General features: G+C 43.5%; 14 protein-coding genes and 1 pseudogene. 8 read left to right on the top strand and 7 right to left on the bottom strand.

Going from position 1 to position 18542, the window contains the following annotated elements; all coding sequences use genetic code 11:
- Positions 1 to 67 precede the first annotated feature (67 nt).
- The gene (prsT, locus tag I4W93_RS09105; RefSeq protein ID WP_205311233.1) at positions 68 to 2827 is read right to left on the bottom strand and encodes an XrtA/PEP-CTERM system TPR-repeat protein PrsT; all 2760 of its coding nucleotides are present in this window, start codon (positions 2825 to 2827) and stop codon (positions 68 to 70) included.
- 101 nt (positions 2828 to 2928) lie between these two features.
- Positions 2929 to 3171: an acyl carrier protein gene (locus tag I4W93_RS09100; RefSeq protein WP_205311234.1), complete on the bottom strand. Its 243-nt coding sequence runs from the start codon at positions 3169 to 3171 to the stop codon at positions 2929 to 2931.
- 180 nt (positions 3172 to 3351) lie between these two features.
- On the opposite strand from I4W93_RS09100, the gene I4W93_RS09095 reads away from it, so the two are divergent.
- The 6 genes from I4W93_RS09095 to I4W93_RS09070 all read left to right on the top strand — a co-directional run bounded on the left by I4W93_RS09095 (position 3352) and on the right by I4W93_RS09070 (position 11250).
- Entirely contained in the window at positions 3352 to 4938 is a 1587-nt protein-coding gene (locus I4W93_RS09095; RefSeq protein ID WP_205311235.1) for an acyl-CoA ligase (AMP-forming), exosortase A system-associated, read from the top strand.
- Positions 4935 to 6173, top strand: coding sequence for a pyridoxal-dependent decarboxylase, exosortase A system-associated (locus I4W93_RS09090; protein ID WP_205311236.1), 1239 nt, complete (start codon positions 4935 to 4937; stop codon positions 6171 to 6173). The genes I4W93_RS09095 and I4W93_RS09090 overlap by 4 nt, the downstream gene beginning before the upstream one ends.
- Positions 6174 to 6277: 104 nt before the next feature.
- On the top strand, positions 6278 to 8074 hold the full coding sequence (locus I4W93_RS09085) for an arsenate reductase/protein-tyrosine-phosphatase family protein (protein WP_205311237.1): 1797 nt from the start codon (positions 6278 to 6280) through the stop codon (positions 8072 to 8074).
- Positions 8075 to 8098: 24 nt separating this feature from the next.
- Positions 8099 to 9100 carry a glycosyltransferase family 2 protein gene (locus tag I4W93_RS09080; protein ID WP_205311238.1) on the top strand — a complete coding sequence of 334 codons (1002 nt, stop codon included), beginning with the start codon at positions 8099 to 8101 and terminating at the stop codon, positions 9098 to 9100.
- 61 nt (positions 9101 to 9161) lie between these two features.
- Complete coding sequence (locus I4W93_RS09075; protein ID WP_224673352.1) at positions 9162 to 9824, top strand: sulfotransferase family protein; 663 nt, start codon at positions 9162 to 9164, stop codon at positions 9822 to 9824.
- Between the two features lie 349 nt (positions 9825 to 10173).
- The gene (locus I4W93_RS09070; protein ID WP_205311240.1) at positions 10174 to 11250 is read left to right on the top strand and encodes an acyltransferase family protein; all 1077 of its coding nucleotides are present in this window, start codon (positions 10174 to 10176) and stop codon (positions 11248 to 11250) included.
- A gap of 11 nt (positions 11251 to 11261) precedes the next feature.
- Here I4W93_RS09070 and I4W93_RS09065 read toward each other — a convergent pair.
- The 5 genes and pseudogenes from I4W93_RS09065 to I4W93_RS09045 all read right to left on the bottom strand — a co-directional run bounded on the left by I4W93_RS09065 (position 11262) and on the right by I4W93_RS09045 (position 15346).
- Positions 11262 to 12373, bottom strand: a protein-coding gene (locus tag I4W93_RS09065) for an IS3 family transposase (RefSeq protein WP_224673350.1) whose coding sequence is annotated in 2 segments (ribosomal slippage) — positions 11262 to 12112 and positions 12112 to 12373 — 1113 coding nt in all. Because the reading frame shifts where the segments join, the coding sequence is not laid out codon by codon here.
- Between the two features lie 64 nt (positions 12374 to 12437).
- Positions 12438 to 13138, bottom strand: a pseudogene (locus tag I4W93_RS09060) (IS3 family transposase); the annotation flags it as partial.
- Positions 13139 to 13381: 243 nt separating this feature from the next.
- Positions 13382 to 14278 carry a hydrolase 1, exosortase A system-associated gene (locus tag I4W93_RS09055; protein WP_205311242.1) on the bottom strand — a complete coding sequence of 299 codons (897 nt, stop codon included), beginning with the start codon at positions 14276 to 14278 and terminating at the stop codon, positions 13382 to 13384.
- Entirely contained in the window at positions 14272 to 15096 is an 825-nt protein-coding gene (locus tag I4W93_RS09050; RefSeq protein ID WP_205311243.1) for a hydrolase 2, exosortase A system-associated, read from the bottom strand. Before I4W93_RS09050 ends, I4W93_RS09055 begins: the two co-directional genes overlap by 7 nt.
- A gap of 4 nt (positions 15097 to 15100) precedes the next feature.
- Positions 15101 to 15346: an acyl carrier protein gene (locus tag I4W93_RS09045; RefSeq protein WP_205311244.1), complete on the bottom strand. Its 246-nt coding sequence runs from the start codon at positions 15344 to 15346 to the stop codon at positions 15101 to 15103.
- Positions 15347 to 16002: 656 nt separating this feature from the next.
- Between I4W93_RS09045 and I4W93_RS09040 the strand changes: the two genes are divergently transcribed.
- Together I4W93_RS09040 and I4W93_RS09035 are read left to right on the top strand one after the other, a co-directional pair.
- Positions 16003 to 16836, top strand: a complete 834-nt coding sequence (locus tag I4W93_RS09040) for an SGNH/GDSL hydrolase family protein (protein ID WP_205311245.1) — start codon at positions 16003 to 16005, stop codon at positions 16834 to 16836.
- On the top strand, positions 16833 to 18224 hold the full coding sequence (locus tag I4W93_RS09035; protein ID WP_205311246.1) for an MBOAT family O-acyltransferase: 1392 nt from the start codon (positions 16833 to 16835) through the stop codon (positions 18222 to 18224). Before I4W93_RS09040 ends, I4W93_RS09035 begins: the two co-directional genes overlap by 4 nt.
- Positions 18225 to 18542: the final 318 nt, after the last annotated feature.

Here is an 18542-nt window from a genome sequence, read left to right as displayed (position 1 = left end):
AATATGACAGGTATTTTCAGCGGGTGTTGATGTTAAAAAAGGCCGCTATTAAGCGGCCTTGTTTGGTTTAGTTTAGTAACGCATTGATCTCCGCCAGCTTTTGGTTTTGTTCACTATTGAGATTTTTCACTCTGGCAATAATACTGCGGGCTTTATCTTTGCTACCTGAGCGCGCCAGTGCTTCAGCGTAATTAAGCTGCACCAGGTTATTCTCTGGCCTTATCGCTAATGACTGCTCAAACACCTTAACGGCTTCTGCTAACTTGTTCTGCTTCATCAACACTTTGCCATAGGTATCCAGTACATCTGGGTGTTTTGGTGCTTGTTGTAGCGCTTTTTCGATGTATTGCTGCGCCTGCTCTAATTGATCAGCGGCAGCCAGCTCCCAAGCGTAGTTGTTTAACACGATGTAGTTGTCTGGCGACTCGGTTAAAATTTCATCGTATAAGCGAAATGACTTCGCTTTATCTGACTGCAGTAACAGGTTGGCATAGAAGAGTTTCAGGTTGCCACTGGCTGGGCTTTTGGCAAAGTGTTGCTCTAAAAACTGTACCGCGCGTTGATGTGAATAATCTTTGGAGTACACTTCAGCAATAAACATCGCCGTTTGGTCGCTAGGCGCAAGGTCGTAACTGGCGGTAAACGCTTCCATTGCCGGAGGGATCTGGCCATTTAAAAACAATACCCGGCCTTTAATAAACTGCATCTCTGCAGTTGCGGCATCGTCAGGTTTAACCTGGCGCAGGGTTTCCAACGCTTTGGCATAGTCTTTGGTTTCAGCAAGCTGCAAAATTTTACTGCGTAGCAGCATCAGGTTAGTAGGGTTTAGCTGCAGCTGTTTATCCAGTATTGGCAAGGCTTCATTAAAACGTTGCGCCAGCCCCAGGCTATTGGCATAGAAATAAGCGGCGTTAAAATTGTCTGGCGCCCATTTGTACCACTGCTCACTTAGGCTTAACACTTCTTTGTGGTTTCTTAGCTTGGCATGAGCATCCAGCAGGGTAACCCAAAAAGCAGCTGGTGCGGTTTCCGTGCGCAGCGACGGCTCTGACAATACGTCAATGGCTTGCTGGTATGCCTGAGTATGATAATACATACGGCCCAGTGTTAACCGTAACGACTTATCGTCAGGCGCTTTTTCGAGCATGCTATTGGCACGCTTTATCGCGTCAGCACCATTGTCGTTGGCGACATTCATACCAAAATATTGCTGCAGTGCTGGTATGTAGCCAGGGTACAGTTCCATTGATTTAATCAGCAACTGTTGCGCTGTTGCCATATCATCACGTGCCGCAGCTAAGTTGGCTTGCAACAACAGGGTAAAAGGATGGTCGGTGGCAGCCTGCTGGGCTTGCTGTAGCAGCGCGTCGGCTTCGGGCAGCTGTTGCTGCAGTATCGCTGCATAGGCTTTTATGTTGTAACCCAACACTGCCAGCTCTTCGTTGTCCAGCCACTCGTCTACCGTTTTAGATGCTTCTGCAAACATATTCTGGCGTAAGTAGCTAATGGCCAGCAAGACTCTGGTCTGGTTTTGTCCGGGGTCAAGCTGTAAGGCCTGCTCTAAGTCGCGCAGGGCCAACGCCTGTTGCCCGGCAATATTCATTCTTAGCATGCCAAGCTGGGTTAATGACTTGGAATCTTTTTCAGTACGCTGTTCATACTTGGCTATTAACTCTTGTGCCGCCTTGTTGTCGCCCGTTTTAAGTAACTGAAAGGTTGTCGCTGCCAGTAGTTGAGTATCTAGTGTCTGAGCATCCTGGTTTAGCAGAATATCCTTTGCCTGTACTGTTTGGCCAGACTGCAACTGCAGTTGGGCGTACAAGTTTTGCAAAGGGGCATACTTATGTAATTCAGTTTTTATCGCATCCAGATGATGCAGCGCCTGGCTGTTTAGTTGCTGATTAAGTGAAGACAATGCCGCAATAATACGCACGCTGCTATTACGCATACCATTATTAATCGCCGCCTCAGCATGCTCTTTAGCTTTAACGTAGCCTTTGCGCTCATATTCCAGCATGGCTTTTAGATAATTAACTAAAGGCTGATTTGGGAAAGCTTTTAACAACAAGGCTAACTGTTTATCCGCTTCTTCGAGTTGTGTTGTCTGCACCAGGCTTTGTGTCAGCATTAAACGTGCCTGCAGGTTGTTCGGCACCAGTTGCAGATAACTGCGCAATGCATCAATTGACGCTTGATAATTCTCTTCTGCTAACAGGCTGCGGCCTTGTAAATACAGAGCCTCAGCATATAGCGGGCTGTCCTCGGCAACTTGTTTTGCCGTCTCAACGGCACCGGCGTTGTTTCGGTTTGCCACTAGCAAATGTGCTTGGGCGTAGCTGGCGACATCAGTAAATTGTTGTTGCGTGGCAAGCTTATCGAACAGGGCGATGGCGGCATCGGCATCACCTAGCTCCAATTGCGCCAGTGCGCGGTAAGTGTCGGCATAAACAGCCACATTGTCCGGTAGGGTGGCGTCAGCTAATAACTGTAATACCGCTGGATAACTACCTGCTTGATAACTGGCACGAAATAGCGGCAGAACAACTTTTTGTTGGTCTGCACCCAATTCCATGGCACGCGTCAGCTCTTTTTCCGCCGAGACGTTGTCGCCAATTTGCAAATGCAACAAACCCAGAGCCAGGCGGTAATCGGCATTGTCCGGTGCTTGCTGCACGGCCGACTTTAATTCGATAACCGCGGCGTTGTATTTTTTATCGGCTATAAAACTCAAACCATCGGTGTAATGCTCTGTCGCATCTTTACCAGAGCAACCAGCGAGCAATGCTAACATCACGGCGCCGGCCAGCAGGGTAGTTTTCTTTATCATGACAACACTCCTTGTAGAATCTGTTAAATGTCTGTTGATAGTTATTATGCTGCACTGAATAACGTTTAATTAGATTTGAGTTGTGCAGCGTTATCGCCCGTTCAGGCAGCTTGTTTTAACGTGACAAAATTGTTCAGCTGGCCAAAATTCTCAAAGATTTCAGCTGAAATCTCATCGTCATTGATCTGAATACCCAGTTGCTCTTCCAACTCAGTTAGTACGGCAATAACCGCCATAGAATCAAACTCAGGAATGGCGCCAAGCAGCGGCGTGTCATCGGTAAATTGCTTATCTATCTGTAGAACGCTGCGTAATATATCGGCGAGGAGTTGCTGGTGTGGCATAACACTTTCCTTAAAAAGACGAATATGATTCCCTGATTTGCTTAATTAATACCGCTGCGGTTACACTATGTCCGGCAGTTAAACAACGCTGCCAAGCAGATTAATTACAGTCGGTTTTTTTGCAAAACTGATTTATTATTGCACACAAAGGGATAAAAAGTGAAAGGTCTGAAGGATGCTATGACCAAAAATCTCCACGATATAGTTACGCACGCTGCAGCAACGTTTCCAGAACGCATTGCCCTGCACTATAAAGCTGCTGCATTAAGTTATGCTGAGCTGGCACAACACACGCTATCAACCGCCATCAGATTACAGTCGGTTGATATTCAGCGCTTTGACCGGGTAGCTGTGTACTTACCCAAGCAATTTGAAACCGTAGTTTCGTTGTTTGCCTGCTCAATGGCCGGTGCGGTGTTTGTGCCAATAAACCCCGCATTAAAAGCCGCGCAGGTAGCGCACATTCTACAAGACTGCAATGTGCGGCTACTTATTACCAGCAAAGATAGACTTGCCAGTTTGGAAGCAGAGTTACATCTGTGTAGTGATTTACATTCGGTGTTACTCACCGACAGCGATGAAACCCACTCGCTGGCACATATTCAGGTTAGGCCTTATCAGCAAATTTGCAGCAATCCGTTACAACATTATGCGCACGCCACCGATCAAGACATGGCCGCTATTTTGTATACCTCTGGCAGTACCGGTAAACCCAAAGGCGTGGTGTTGTCGCACCGTAATATGCTGGTTGGCGCACAAAGTGTGTCCAGCTATTTAGCCAATAGCTCACAAGACGTTATTTTGGCGTTGTTGCCACTGAGTTTCGATTATGGCTTAAGCCAGTTAACCACCGCCTTTTTAACCGGTGCCAGCGTAGTGCTACTGGATTTTTTCCTGGTACAAGACGTGGTGCGGGCGGTGCAGCGACATGGCGTTACTGGCATAGCGGCAGTGCCTCCGTTGTGGGCGCAGCTGGCCAAAGCCAATTGGGCGCCAGGCAGCACCGACACAGTGCGCTATTTAACTAATTCTGGCGGCGCTATGCCGCAGCCATTACTGGCGCAGCTACAGCAAATATTCAGCAAAGCTGAACCCTATCTAATGTATGGTCTGACGGAGGCGTTTCGCTCTACCTATCTGCCGCCGCCTGAGCTGGCTAAACGGCCTGGCTCTATGGGCAAAGCCATCCCGAATGCCGAGGTGGTAGTGGTGCGCGAAGACGGCAGCTTGTGTGGCCCGAATGAGCCGGGTGAATTAGTGCATCGCGGACCTTTGGTTAGCCTGGGCTATTGGAATGCGCCGGAAAAAACCGCCGAGCGTTTTAAATTCGACCCGGTCGCGCCCAAAGGCATACAGCTGCCGCAACTGGCGGTCTGGTCTGGTGATACCGTGCGTTACGACGAAGACGGTTTCTTATATTTTATTGGCCGGCGCGATGAAATGATTAAAACCTCGGGCTATCGCGTCAGCCCGACAGAGGTAGAAGAGGCGGTGTATCAGCTTAGCCCGCAGTTACAGGATGTTGCTGCCATTGGTGTACCCCATGCGGAGCTTGGCCAGGCAATATTAGTGCTGCTAGCCTGTAAAGACGGCGTTGAGCCTGACACCAACACTTGGCTAAATCAGTTAAAACGCAGCCTGCCTAATTTTATGCATCCTAAGGTATTGTTGGTGCAACCGGCGCTGCCGAAAAACGCCAATGGCAAAATAGACCGTAAATTGCTGTCCGAGCAATATCAGAGCTATTTTAGTGAGACCACCGTATGAGCAGTATCAGCTCACCACGACATGAGCAAATGAGCCAGTTCAAGGTCGAACAGGGGCAGCTGCTGGCTGCGGGTTACAGCATGTCCGAAATAAGCCAGTTGCTAAACCGGCCAGCATTTTATGTGTACGATCGCAGCGTTATTAACCAGCAGGTTGCCAGCTTCCGCCAGCATATCCCTGCAAGGGTAAAACTGCATTATGCAGTTAAAGCCAACCCATACTGGCCGGTAGTTGAACATTTAAAACCATTGGTCGATGGCTTTGACGTGGCTTCACAAAAAGAAATGCTGCTGGCTCTGCAAAGTGGTATGCCGGTAGCCAATATTAGTTTTGCAGGTCCGGGCAAGGGTGACTCAGATATACTGTCCGCTATTATTGCCGGCGTTACGCTTAATGTCGAATCGTTGGGTGAATTACAGCGTATTTGCACGCTGGGCGCGCAAACCCGTAACACGCCGCAGGTGGCGTTGCGGGTAAATCCGGCGTTTGAACTAAAAGCCTCCGGCATGAAAATGACTGGCGGTGCCAAACCGTTTGGTATTGATGAAGAGCAGGTATTGCAGTTGTTGGCTGACATTGCCGGCATGCCGGTTAAATTTCGTGGTTTTCATATTTATTGTGGTTCACAAAATTTAAAGCCTGAGTCGTTAATTGAAGCGCACCAGCATACTTTTGCGCTGGCGGCTAAATTAGTAGCGGCTTGTCCATACCGGCCAGAGATGATTAACCTCGGTGGTGGTTTTGGTATACCTTATTTTGCCGGCGAGCGCCGGCTAGATTTAGCCCCGGTTGGTGCATCATTGCAGCAGCTGTTACAACAATACGACACTGAGCTTGCCAATATTGAACTGGTGATTGAGCTGGGCCGTTATCTGGTAGCCGAAGCTGGCTTATATGCCTGTCAGGTAGTCGATAAAAAGCACTCGCGTGGCACCACTTACTTGGTGTGTAACGGCGGTTTGAACCATCATCTTGCTAACTCGGGCAACTTTGGCCAGGTGATCCGCAAAAACTATCCGGTGGCTATCGCCAACCGCATGGTACAGACCGACCTGGAACTGGTTACCATAGTGGGGCCACTGTGCACCCCGCTAGATATTCTGGCCGACCGTATGAACTTGCCCCAAGCCGACGTGGGTGACTGGGTGGTGGTGTATCAATCAGGCGCTTATGGCCCAACGGCCAGCCCACAGGATTTTTTGGGGCACCGCCCAGTTTCAGAGATTTTGATTTGAATGTCTTTAGTAAATAACAGCATTTACGATTTTGTCAGAAAGGCAGAATTAACATACATAATGTTAGTCGTTAACTCGTCTGCTAAATATTCTGAGGCAAACTCATGACGCATCAGCGCGGTAAAGTGTTAGTGCTGGGGGAAGACACTCGCAGTTTTTTGAGTGTAATTCGTTCTCTCGGACAATCTGGTTATACAGTTGACGTTATTTGCTATGACCGACTCTCGCCGTCTTTAAAATCAAAATATATTCGTCATGCACATAATTTTAACTACCAGGCATATACAAGTGAGCAGTGGTTAAAACAGTTAATTAAGCTCTCTCAAGAGGAGAATTATCAGGCTATTGTCCCCTGTGATGAACGTGCGATTTTCCCCATATATGAAAATAAGCAACGTTTTCCAGCCGATACGGTCCTTGCAATACCAAATAATGAGGTCATTACTTTTTTATTTAGTAAGCAGACCACCAAAGAATTGGCGAAAAAAGAGCTGGTTAATCACGCATCTGGCCGCTTATTGATGTTACAGGACTTAACCTATGATGAGTTATGTACAGAATTTGGCCATCAATTTGTCATTAAGCCAACGTTGTCGTTTAAAGCCGATACATTGTCTAAACGTCAAAAAGTAGAAATTATTGAATCTGAAGTAAATTACATTGCATGGAAACAACGATCTGATTTAAATGAAGAATACTTAGTTGAAAATTATTTTAGTGGCATTGGCGAAGGTGTTTCTGTGCTGGCGATTGAAGGAAAAGTTTTAGCCTTTTTTGCTCATAAGCGCGTTCGTGAGCCAAGAACAGGTGGCGGAAGCTCATACCGAAAGTCTATCAAGCTCGATAGAGGTATGGCTGAGGCCTGTATTAAGTTATGTCGGGCAACCAATTACACTGGTGTCGGTATGTTTGAATTCAAGAAAAATCAAGAAACAAGCGAATGGATACTTGTTGAGGTCAATGCTCGTTTTTGGGGATCATTGCCTTTGGCGGTATATGCGGGTGTTGATTTTCCAACTCTTTATATCGATGCGCTTGTGAAAAAGCATGAGGTAAGCGAGTCTGATACCGCCTTAGTTGCTATTGAACCGGATCATCAACGCTACAAACAGAGTGTTTATGCTCGAAGTCTAACCAATGACATTTTTGACATAAAAAAAGAGCTTGAAGCTAATCTTAACCATCTTTCGAAATTCAGAAGTTATTTTAAAACATTGTCACGCTTGTTTAGCTATGGTCGTTTACTTTTGGGAAAAGAGCGTATTGATAGTTATTTCCCTGCTGACAAAGAACCTTTTAAAAATGAATTGAAGCAGTTTTATTGTAATATCCTCGAGCCAAAACTGCCGTGGTACAAACGTCCGACTCAGGCTCAGCAAATGGCCGCACTCATAGAATGTTTGCGTAGCGTTCACAAAGCCGAGATTAAAATGGTCTGTTACGGCAACATCATGCGAAGTCCTTTTGCCCAGCGATACTTGCAAAAGCTTGTCAGTAAAACATCACTCGAATGGCGTGTTGAATCCTATGGTTTCCACCTTAATGAGAATCGCAATAGTCCAGCTGAGTGTATAGCTGTGGCACAAAATTTTGGCTTAGATTTAGCATCACATCGGTCTAAATGGCTTCGTCAGGAGCATATCCAGCAAAACGATATACTGTTCATTTTTGATGAACTTAACAAAGACAAATTAGATCGCTTTTATCAAGCTAAGAATATTTATAATCTGGCTAATTTTATTCCAGAGCAGCTGGGTAGTTATCTAAATATAGATGACCCATATGGTAAAGGGGAGCAAGGTGTGCATAAATGCTACCTATTAATTAGTGAGGCATTAAATAATATAATTGCGCAATTCCAGTTAGCGGAGAAATCACGCGAATCTACCGATAAAAATTAACGTAATTGAGAGCGGATTAATACATTGACTAGTCAAAACATGAAAATATCAGTGCTAATCGCTACCAGAAATCGGCCACAGCAATTTTCAGAGGCTCTAAACTCTGTTCTCAATCAGTCATACAAAAATATTGAGATCATTATAATAAATGATGGAAGTGATGAAGAACATTTAAATCAATACCAGATTATCGAAAGTAATGCACAGAGTCATATTCAGTTTATTTATTTACCCAAGCGCCCTAACGGCCACGGCCCCAGTTTTGCACGAAATGCGGCTGCAGAAAAAGCTACGGGAGAATTTCTTGCATTTTTAGATGATGATGACTTATGGAACGATAGCTCACATCTTGAGAGATTTGTTCAAGCTTGCCACGCAGCAAATAAATTAGAATTATATTTTACAAACCAAAAAGCAATTAAAGCCGATGGTACTTTAGTAACAACCCCGCTTTGGCTTGAATCGCTAAGAGATTCGGCTAAAAACCAGTTAACAATTACGGCAAGCACCGTCAAAGCCAGTGCTGAGTGGTTGCTCTCTGCGCATGGCTTTTCTCACTTAAACTGTACAATTGTAAAATCGGCACTATTTAAACAAGTCGGTGGGTTTGACGAATCGCTTCGCTATGAAGAAGACAAAGACTTGTATTGGCGGCTTGTTGATACTGCTGATTTAATCGCTTTTGATACAAGTTATATCGCTATTCACAACGTTCCTGATTCAAGGCCGAGTGCGTCAAATCTATTAAACGAATTAAAAAAGAAAGAAACTCAATTGCATATTGCAGAAAAAAATTTGTTACGAGCAAAAAAACTGTGTCTTCAAAAAGAGTGCAGACAATCAGAAGTATATTGTTGCAAAGGAATTTCAATGCTTTTTAGTAATGCCGGTTCGTATAAGCTGGCTCAATATTATGCCGTCAGGGCATTAGCAGCAAAATTTGGAGTGAAGTGGGCATTATTTACGTTGTTCCTACTATTTAAAAGAATTTTGAGAGGAAATGATGGAAAGCTTTACTCATCTTAGAACTTTATTAAAACAACCCCGTTTGCTTAGAAGGTATCAGCCCATTTTCTTGCTGAGTCACATGAGAGCAAACACTAGTTTAATAGGTCATATTTTAGGTAGCCACCCTCAAATAAATGGCTACTATGAGCAACATATAGGTTATTACAGTTGGAGAAGTTTAATTAGGCAAAAGTTAATATATTGCAATCAGCATAGTTTGAAAGTTAAAAGCATGTTTATGTTCGATAAAGTTTTGCATAATGAACATTTTGTATCGCCGGTGTTGCTTAACTCTGCAAATTCTAAAGTATTAATAAGTATTAGAAGACCCGAGACTACCATCCCAAGCGTAATAAACCTTTATAAAAAGGTAGACCCTACCCACATATTTTGTACAGTTGAGGGGGCAACTGATTACTATGTTAAACGCTTGCATTACTTAGCTGATATTTGTAAAAAGCTGGATAGTTATTATTATTATGATGCTGAACAATTACGAGATGATACTGCGATGTGCTTATCAAAAATCGCTGATTATCTAGGGTTAACTACGGCTTTAAGTTCAGAATTTAAAACTCAAATACTAACAGGTGTCGGCAATGCTGGCGATCACTCGGGGAATTTAAATGCAGCGAAAGTTAAGAAAGAGACAACTGATTATTCTGATTTTGATTTAACATCTATTGACATTAATTCCCTTACAAAGATATACGACGACACAGTTAGAGGTATAAAAATTTAAAGTATTCACAAACCTTTTAGTGAATGCAACCAAGAACTTATTAATACCTTTATTTGGGAGTTCAATGTAGGTTTAATTAGATGCTTTGTGGGGATCCGTTAGGTAAATCGCGTCCTAAGCCATAACCCGGGTATTTTTGGTCTCGGAAACTTTGTTTAATTTGTATTCGCATTTTGCTAGTCAATATGCTGAAGAGTAGACGGTTACTTAGGCACATCGCTTGCCATGCAGAGTTTAGTAGGTAAGATACTTGTACTGAGGCTGGTAAAAAAACAGCGCAGTATAGCGCATTGACGTAACTCTATATGGTTATAGTACGTAGAAGGGTTGCAGATTACCGGAGAATTATTTGTATAGTTGGTTAAAGACAAAATTAGAAATCTCGCATGGAGAAAATAGTCCTTTGCACTCGATGGAGGGGTTACGAGGAATTGCAGTTTTTCTGGTATTTTGGGTTCACTATAGCTCTCTAATATCGCCTTGGTTGACTGGTAGTTCAATCACCCTTGCGAATTTTATCCATAGTTTTGGGAATATCGGGGTCGATTTGTTTTTTGTTCTTAGCGGCTACCTGATTTACGGTTCGATAATCAACAGCAAAAATTTTTCAACGGCGCGCTACAGTAAAAGGCGACTTCAACGAATTTATCCGACTTTTTTAGTCGTTTTTGCGATTTATCTTGTCCTTTCATATGCTTTTCCAAACCAAAGTAAGCTTCCAGCGGATGGAATAGAAAAGGCGCTCTACATTGGACAAAATTTACTTTTGTTGCCTGGTGTTTTTGATATAACACCAATCATCACGGTCGCCTGGTCTTTAAGCTATGAAGTTTTTTACTACATAGCTATACCTATTGTTGTATTTTCATTAAGGATTAAATCTTGGAGCTTTGAACGCCGGATATGGTTTTGGATTTGCTCGTCAGCCGCTTTGCTGATTGGTTTTACGTTTTTTGGTGGCCCAATCCGGATGATAATGTTTATTGCAGGCATTTTACTATTTGAAATATATTCGAAAAATCAATTCACCCTGGCTCAAGGGGGCACAAGGTTTTTAGTGATTGCCCTTATGCTATTCGGTTTTAGAACTGTTTTTGAAATTAGTTATACACTATCAATGTTGTCAATTTATGTACTGTTTCTGTTATTGTGTTTGTGTGCTTTCAACCGGCAGTCATTTGCATATAACTGGTTAACCTTCACGCCACTTCGCTGGCTGGGTAATATGAGCTATTCTTACTACTTAATTCACGGGTTAGCCCTCAATTTTTGCTTTTTAATTTTCAAGTCCTTTACACCATCAAGCTATATCAGCAACAGCCTCTATTACTGGCTGTGGATCCCACTCTTCTTGTTCACGCTGGTTGTTTCATTCTTTTTATTTGTGTTTGTAGAGCGGCCAATGTCTTTGCAAGTTAAAAGGTAATACACCCATTTTTAATTGACGCTAAAAGTAGAAGATTGCGTTATTAAAGCCTGTTTGTATTTCGGTGGTATGCCACCAATTGCCTTGTTTGGTCGTTCATTATTGTAAAACCAAAGCCATTCTGTCGCATGATCTTGCACTTCGGCAATACTGCTGAATAAATATTGGTTTAGCCATTCGTAGCGAACGGTGCGGTTATACCGCTCCACATAAGCATTTTGCTGTGGGTTGCCTGGTTGGATAAACTTCAGTTCAACATCATGTTTTTCGGCCCACTCAGCCAGTAAAGCACTGATATATTCCGGGCCATTGTCGCTACGTATTTGCTTGGGTTTGCCACGCCATTCAATAACTTGATTGAGCGTGCGGACAACGCGTTCAGCCGGTAGCGAGAAGTCGACCTCAATCGCCAGACCTTCACGGTTAAAATCATCAATGATATTGAGCAGCCTGAAGCTGCGGCCATCTTCAAGCTGGTCATGCATAAAATCCATAGACCAACACTGGTTCATCGATTCCGGTACGGCCAGTGCATCGGGTTTATCACGTTTTAAGCGCTTCTTCGGCTTTATGCGCAGATTAAGTTCCAGCTCCCGATAAATCCTCAACACCCGTTTATGATTCCAACTAAAGCGTTTCACGTTGCGTAAAAAGTAAAAACACATACCAAAACCCCAACTACGGTGCGTTGTCGTTAGCCGAAGCAGCCAGTCAGCAATTAGCGCGTTCTCGTCACTCAGTTTGGCCTGATAGCGATAACAGGTTTCGCTAAGCCCAAACAAGGCACACGCTAACTTGATAGCAATGGAATGGTTTTGCACCGCCTTTTGCGCCAACTCCCGTCGGCGCGACGGCTTTACCACTTTTTTTCGATGGCCTCTTGGAGGATTTCGGCTTTGAGCCGCTCTTCGGCATACATCTTTTTAAGCCGGGCATTTTCGGTTTCCAGCTCTTTCAATCTAGCCATCATGGACGCATCCATGCCGCCAAACTTGGCGCGCCATTTATAGAAGGTAGCCGAACTCATACCATGCTCACGGCACAGCTCTGGCACAGGTGCGCCGGCTTCGGCTTGTTTTAAGATTGCCAGGATTTGGCTGTCACTAAATTTTGATGTTTTCATGCAGAATCTCCTGCGTTTATGTTACGAGAAAATTCTACTTTTGACGTCAGTTATTTTTAGGGTGTATTACCGTGATATCACCGACCCATTTCTGGTTCGGACCTGTTGCGCTAAAGTCCTGCTCAAGCAAGTTTGGGGCTACTGGCAGCGAATGCTTGCTGTCGGTCGTCACTTTAAACTTGCGGGCAGCTTTAGCCACTAAACCCTGGCGCTCCATGCTGTTCAGTATGGTTTTGATATCCGGTTTCTTGCCATGCTCAGCAAGGTCTACCTGAATACGTCTGGAGCCATTACGAGCTTTGGAATCGTCAAACGCTTCCTTTATCAGCACATCACGCTCGGCACGCTTCACAGCCCTGCGGCTTGGTGTCAGGCCGCTTTTACGCCAGGCATAATACCCACTACGCGACACCTGAAGCACCGCCACCATTCTGATTAACGAGAACAGGTGCTGATGCTCCAGAATAAACTCAAACCGGGCTACTTTTGGTTCTTCGCGAAGTAGGTGGCCGCCTTTTTTAGGATAGCCAAGTCCTCTGCCTGCTCAGCCAACTGGCGCTTCAGACGGGCAACTTCAGCAGCAAGCTCCGACTCTCGTTCACTGGTGGTAGACTTTTTTTCCGCCGCAGTTCGCCAGCTATATAACTGAGATTCGTGCAGTTTTAATTCTCTGGCAGTGGCTGCAACACCAATCTTATCAGCCAGTTTCAGGGCTTCAGCTTTAAATTCAACGGTATGGGTTTTGCGGATTTTCTTTGTTGACATTATTCACCTCGTTAAGCGATTGTACTCGCTTAGTAAAGTGTCCAAAAGTGTTGGTACGGATCAAACAAACAACATCGCGCTTTTTAGCACCATCGGTTGTCGAAACAAAATGCGATTTAGCGTCAGTTATTTTACCCTAACATTAAAGAAAAGATAACTCCCATCATCAATAATAATAGTGAACGAATCATCCGACCCAAATTCGATTTGTAAACTTAAATTTCTCTAAAGAACTTAACTTAGCTATAAAAATCCTGAACTGGCAATCCAGTCATATGTTAATTGCCGTAACTGTTGCTGACTATGCAAAGAAGAAAAGTTTTGATCTGTATTTTGCACATTCACAATAGTAGTCTTTGGTCGCTTGAACAATTTTCTCCAGGGTTTAGAGCTTTTAAGAAGCGCTCTAAACTCATTACTTTGAATACTCCGATCACTTAGCAGAAACAAGCAGTGACCTGAATACTTAGTCATGCCATCAAACATTTCATCAATTATCTTCACCGGCTTATTTACAGTAGGATTTGATGGACTAATATTTTCACTTTGTTTGGTTTTAGTACCAGATTGTCCTTTAAATGAACGAATGATGCCTTTTAAATAGGAACCCAAATCATATTTTCCAGATAATAACTTACGCCAAAAGCTTTTCTGTTTGATTCTTGAATAAAAATGCAGCAACTTTGCTTGCTGCCCTAAGTTATGTTCACCCAAAAAAGGATTGGTAACGACTATTCCATTAACCTCAGGGAGCCCCTGTGCAAGTATCATGATGGCAGAGGCTGCATTGCAACCACCCCATAAAATGACATTTTTTAGCTCCGGTAGCTGTAACTTAAGTTCGTCAATAGCAGCTCGTAAATCAGGTTCAACTGAGCGAAATCCTTGAAATACACCTTCACTATCACCGATACCGCGATAGTCAAATCGTAACACCGCAATATTACGTTCACATAGGTAAGAAGCCTGTTGCAGTAACTGTCGAGCTAAGCCGACCCGGTATTGCGGCCCACCCGCAGGTAACGCGATCAGGGCAGTGGTAATAGAGTCCGAAGGGTCTCTTGGCCTGGTGAGAATTCCAACAAGCTTTTCACCTTGACAGTCAAATACTAAGGCCTGCTTCTGCTGTCCGCTTACCATTGCAATGCTACCCTTTTTATAAATTCCAAGTTCTTATTGGCACTAGCACGTTCGTGCAATTGCCAAATTGGCGGATCAAATACGCATTCAGTCTCAACACTATTTCCCAAGTCTTTCAGCCCATCGACTGCTCTTTGTGATCCTATAGATAAACCTTTACCGATATTCTGTTCGAACTCCAACCAAAATATTTCCTGATTTATAAGGTTAACATTACCTGTTAGCGATAACTTATCCAAATCAACCAATAGTTTACTGTTAAATTCGTATCCGCCGATTTCTAAATTATTACCAGCTAGAATAGATTCTCTCATTTGATCAGTAGATTCAACAGTAGCTCCCGTCCCCATTTGTCCAGCCATGCGCTGCCGTAACAACTGTGTGACATACTGTTTCCCCTGAACAACTGGCTGGATAAATAATGCTCCCTTAATTGCTTCAACATTATCATTTATGTAAGATGCAGCAAGTAGCGCTCCCAAACGAAAGCCGACCAAATAAACTGGAACCGAAGAGATCGCTTTTAGTTCTCTAACCTGAGTTGCAAGGTCTTGTTGCCAAATATCCAAAGTCCCTTCGGAAAAATCCCCATCACTATCTCCAGAACCAAAATAATCAACAACCCGACAACCTATTCCGTTTAAGGCGAATACACGGGCTTGTGCAGCTATTAATGATCTGCACCGGTTGAGTTCTTCACCATGTGGAGGCAAATATACAACTTGGGCGCGCATGTCTTTAATAGGCATTACGTCAAGTTTATATAAGTCACCGTGTGCGCCAGAAATAAAGCCAGGTTGGATATGATAGTCAGCCATAGTTCTATAATTTTGTCTCAATAAATTGAGCTAAAGTGCCAACGGTTTCGAATATATCGGCACTGAGTTCTTCATCGGCAATCTCACAATCCAATTCTTCCTCTAACGCCGTTATCATCGTCATAATTGTTAGTGAATTTAATTCAGGAAACGCTCCTATTAGTTGAGTGTCCCTTGTAAATTCATTTACATTATCGCCTTGCTGCAGGCATGATTTAATAATGTCTTTGGCAAGACTTAAGGAATCCATCTTTCACCTTTTTAATAAATTAAATGCGGATTTTAGTCGCTAGTGCGACTCCGCGACACTGCTCAATTATGCTACTAAACACATAGCATCGTAAACCTAATTCCGTGTTTTATAACCAAGTCTCTAGTTGGTGCAGAACATGGATAATCGACATTATCATGCCTCAACCATTATGATCAGCCAGTTACCCACCGATGAGTAGTATCAGGCAATTGGCGACAACATGCTGGCCGATGGCGTTATAGACAGGCTAATGCTCAACGCTCACAGACTAAAATTAAAAAAGGGGGGGCGCGATGTAAGGAATTAGATCAGAGTTGACTGAAAAGTAAAACATAGGTTAAAAAGGTACTGAGCGCAACGTGGTAGAATCTAGGGCATCCTAATATGGCAGAAATCCTGTTATGATGTTTAAAGTATAAATTAAGGTTCAAATTATGGCTAAGGATGGTCAGGTCTTTAAAACTCTGCTGTTGGTTTTACTACTGTTTGTTGTTGTTGAGGTAATGCTGCAGTTTCGAGCTCAGTTGAAGTTCGGGAACAGTATTTTTACCTCGGCATTGGCGTCTGATGAGGCTGCAACCAGTTTATTCGTGCACCAAGATGGTTATAAAGTGCTTGCTTCAAATATAAACTTTTCTGGCAGCAGTATCAGTGTGCAAAGTAATGAATTGGGATTACGTTCTGCTCCCATTGCCGCTAAGTCTGACAATGCTACCAGGGTTATAGTTTTAGGCGCATCAAGCACTTTTGGTGCTTATGCAAGAACGAATAGTGAAACCTTTCCTTCGATACTGCAGCGCTACAATTCTGAATTAATTCTTGATGTTATTAATGCCGGGATTCCAGGCAACGACATTAATAATCAATATAAGCTTTATGAACAGTTGCTGACCGGTTTATCGGAAGATGTTTTGATTTTGTATTCTGGTTTAAGTAATGACATTAGCCGTTTATGCAGGACCAAAACGGCTAAGAAAAACTACAGTTTACCGCAGTTACAAGCTCCTAAATGGCTCTTAACAGTGGATTTGCTGCTAAAAAATAGCACCAGCCTACGATATATACCTTATAAATATGCACCTTTGCCAGATTTAACCCCTTACTTGCAGCAATATGAGGCCCAGGTACAGCAAATTCTTATACTTGCACAGCACAGGGGCGTTAAGCAGATACTGTTAGCTGAAAATTTGCGTTCTTTTCGCCCGGAGCAGCCGCTTGATTTGCAACAAGAACTGGCTAACTCAGCATTGTATTACACACCTTGTTTATCGGTAGCGCAGTTCTCTCAAGTTTTCAACAGTTATAACAAAGTGTTGTCAGGCATCTCGACTAATTATACTAACGTGCATTATGTCAGTTTATCTAAAGATGTTCCGGGTGGACGGCGCTACTTTGTAGACAGCGTTCATTTTTCTGCTGAGGGTGAACATGCTATGGCAAAAACACTGGCACACAAGTTATCGCAATTAGAGCAGCTGCAACCATGAGTTTTACCTCGCTACATTTTTATGTGTTTTTAATTGCGCTATTAGTATTACTGCGGCTTATGCGAAATAACAACCGGAAAAAGGCCATTTTAATCGTAGCAAGTTATTGGTTTTACATGAGCTGGGATTGGCGTTTTGGTGCTTTGTTGTTTGTCATGACAGTGGTTAATTTCTATTGCGGCCGACAAATCAGTATTTCAGGGCGGCCCAAATTCTGGCTGTCCATATCATTATTATTCAGTCTTGGTGTGCTGGGGTTATTTAAATACTTTAATTTCTTCTTAGCAAATATTGATGTAGTGTCAGCTATGCTTGGCATGTCATCACATATTAATATCTTGCATATACTTTTGCCTGTGGGCATTTCGTTTTATACCTTTCAGGCGCTTTCTTACACCATAGATATTTATCGCGGCGAGTTAGAACCTATTTCATCCGTGTCTGACTTTGCACTTTTTGTCTCGTTTTTTCCGCAGTTAGTTGCAGGTCCAATAGTGCGTGCCAGTTACTTTCTGCCGCAACTAGCACATAACACTGAAGTTAATAGCAGTGCGCAGCAGGAAGGCGTGATGTTGATTGTGCAGGGACTGATAAAAAAAGTTCTGTTAGCTGATGTTCTAGCGTTGCACCTGGTTGATCCAGCTTTTACAAATTACAGCAACAATTCGTCGGTTTTTTTAGTACTTGCCCTTATTGGCTATAGCTTTCAGGTTTATCTCGATTTTTCGGCTTATACCGATATTGCTCGTGGTTGTGCCCGGTTACTTGGTTATCAACTGCCTGTTAACTTTAACCGGCCTTATTTAGCCGACAGCATTTCAAATTTTTGGCAACGTTGGCATATTTCAATGTCGTCATTTTTTCGCGACTATCTGTACTACGGGTTAGGCGGAAGCAAACGGGGTAATGTTTACATTAATCTGGTGCTGACGTTCGTGGCGATAGGATTATGGCATGGTGCAGGCTGGAATTTTTTGTTGTACGGCCTGTGTCATGGTGCCTTAGTTGCTTTAGAGCGCTTTATGCGTAATAAAGGCTGGTTGTTGCCACAATCAGGTTGGCGCTGGGTATTGGCGGTGACCAGAACATTTATCCTGGTTTGCCTGCTAAGGGTAATGTTTCGCGCGGAAGATTTGCAACACGCGGCAGGTTATATGTTGGCAATCTGGCACAATACGCATTTGCCATTTCAGCTTACTACTGTTGGTGGCATATCACTGTTGGCGGCTGTCATGTTACACGGTATTCCGCCACAAACGCTAACCCGTTGGCAACAGCGTTATTTGGCGTTGCCACAACTTATAAAAGCGCCGGCATTGCTGGTGCTACTGTATGGCTTAATCACATTGGGGTCAGCCGAAGCGCCTTTTATTTATTTCCAGTTTTGACCGCGCTAAACGCTCGGTATGAATTCAGCCAGAATCGAGTTTAAAATGACAAGTTGATGACTCTTCACCAGGTAATATTGTTATTTGGTATGCCACGTCTTGGCACAACCTGGCTAGGTAAATTGTTTGATGCTCGGCGCCAAACCTACTATTTGCATGAACCAGACAGTATTGAGGCTAATACTACTATCCCTTTGTTACTAAATACAGTTCTACCCAAGGCAATGAGGACAGACTGCTTAAATCAGCGTGCATATGCCGAAAGCAGCTGTCAGACGAAGTGCAACGAGGCGTAAAACAGATAGGCAGCAGTTTAAT

The sequence above is a fragment of the Rheinheimera maricola genome, from assembly GCF_016918075.2.
Lineage (GTDB): Bacteria > Pseudomonadota > Gammaproteobacteria > Enterobacterales > Alteromonadaceae > Alishewanella > Alishewanella maricola_A.
This window is presented reverse-complemented; position numbering and strand designations above follow the sequence as displayed.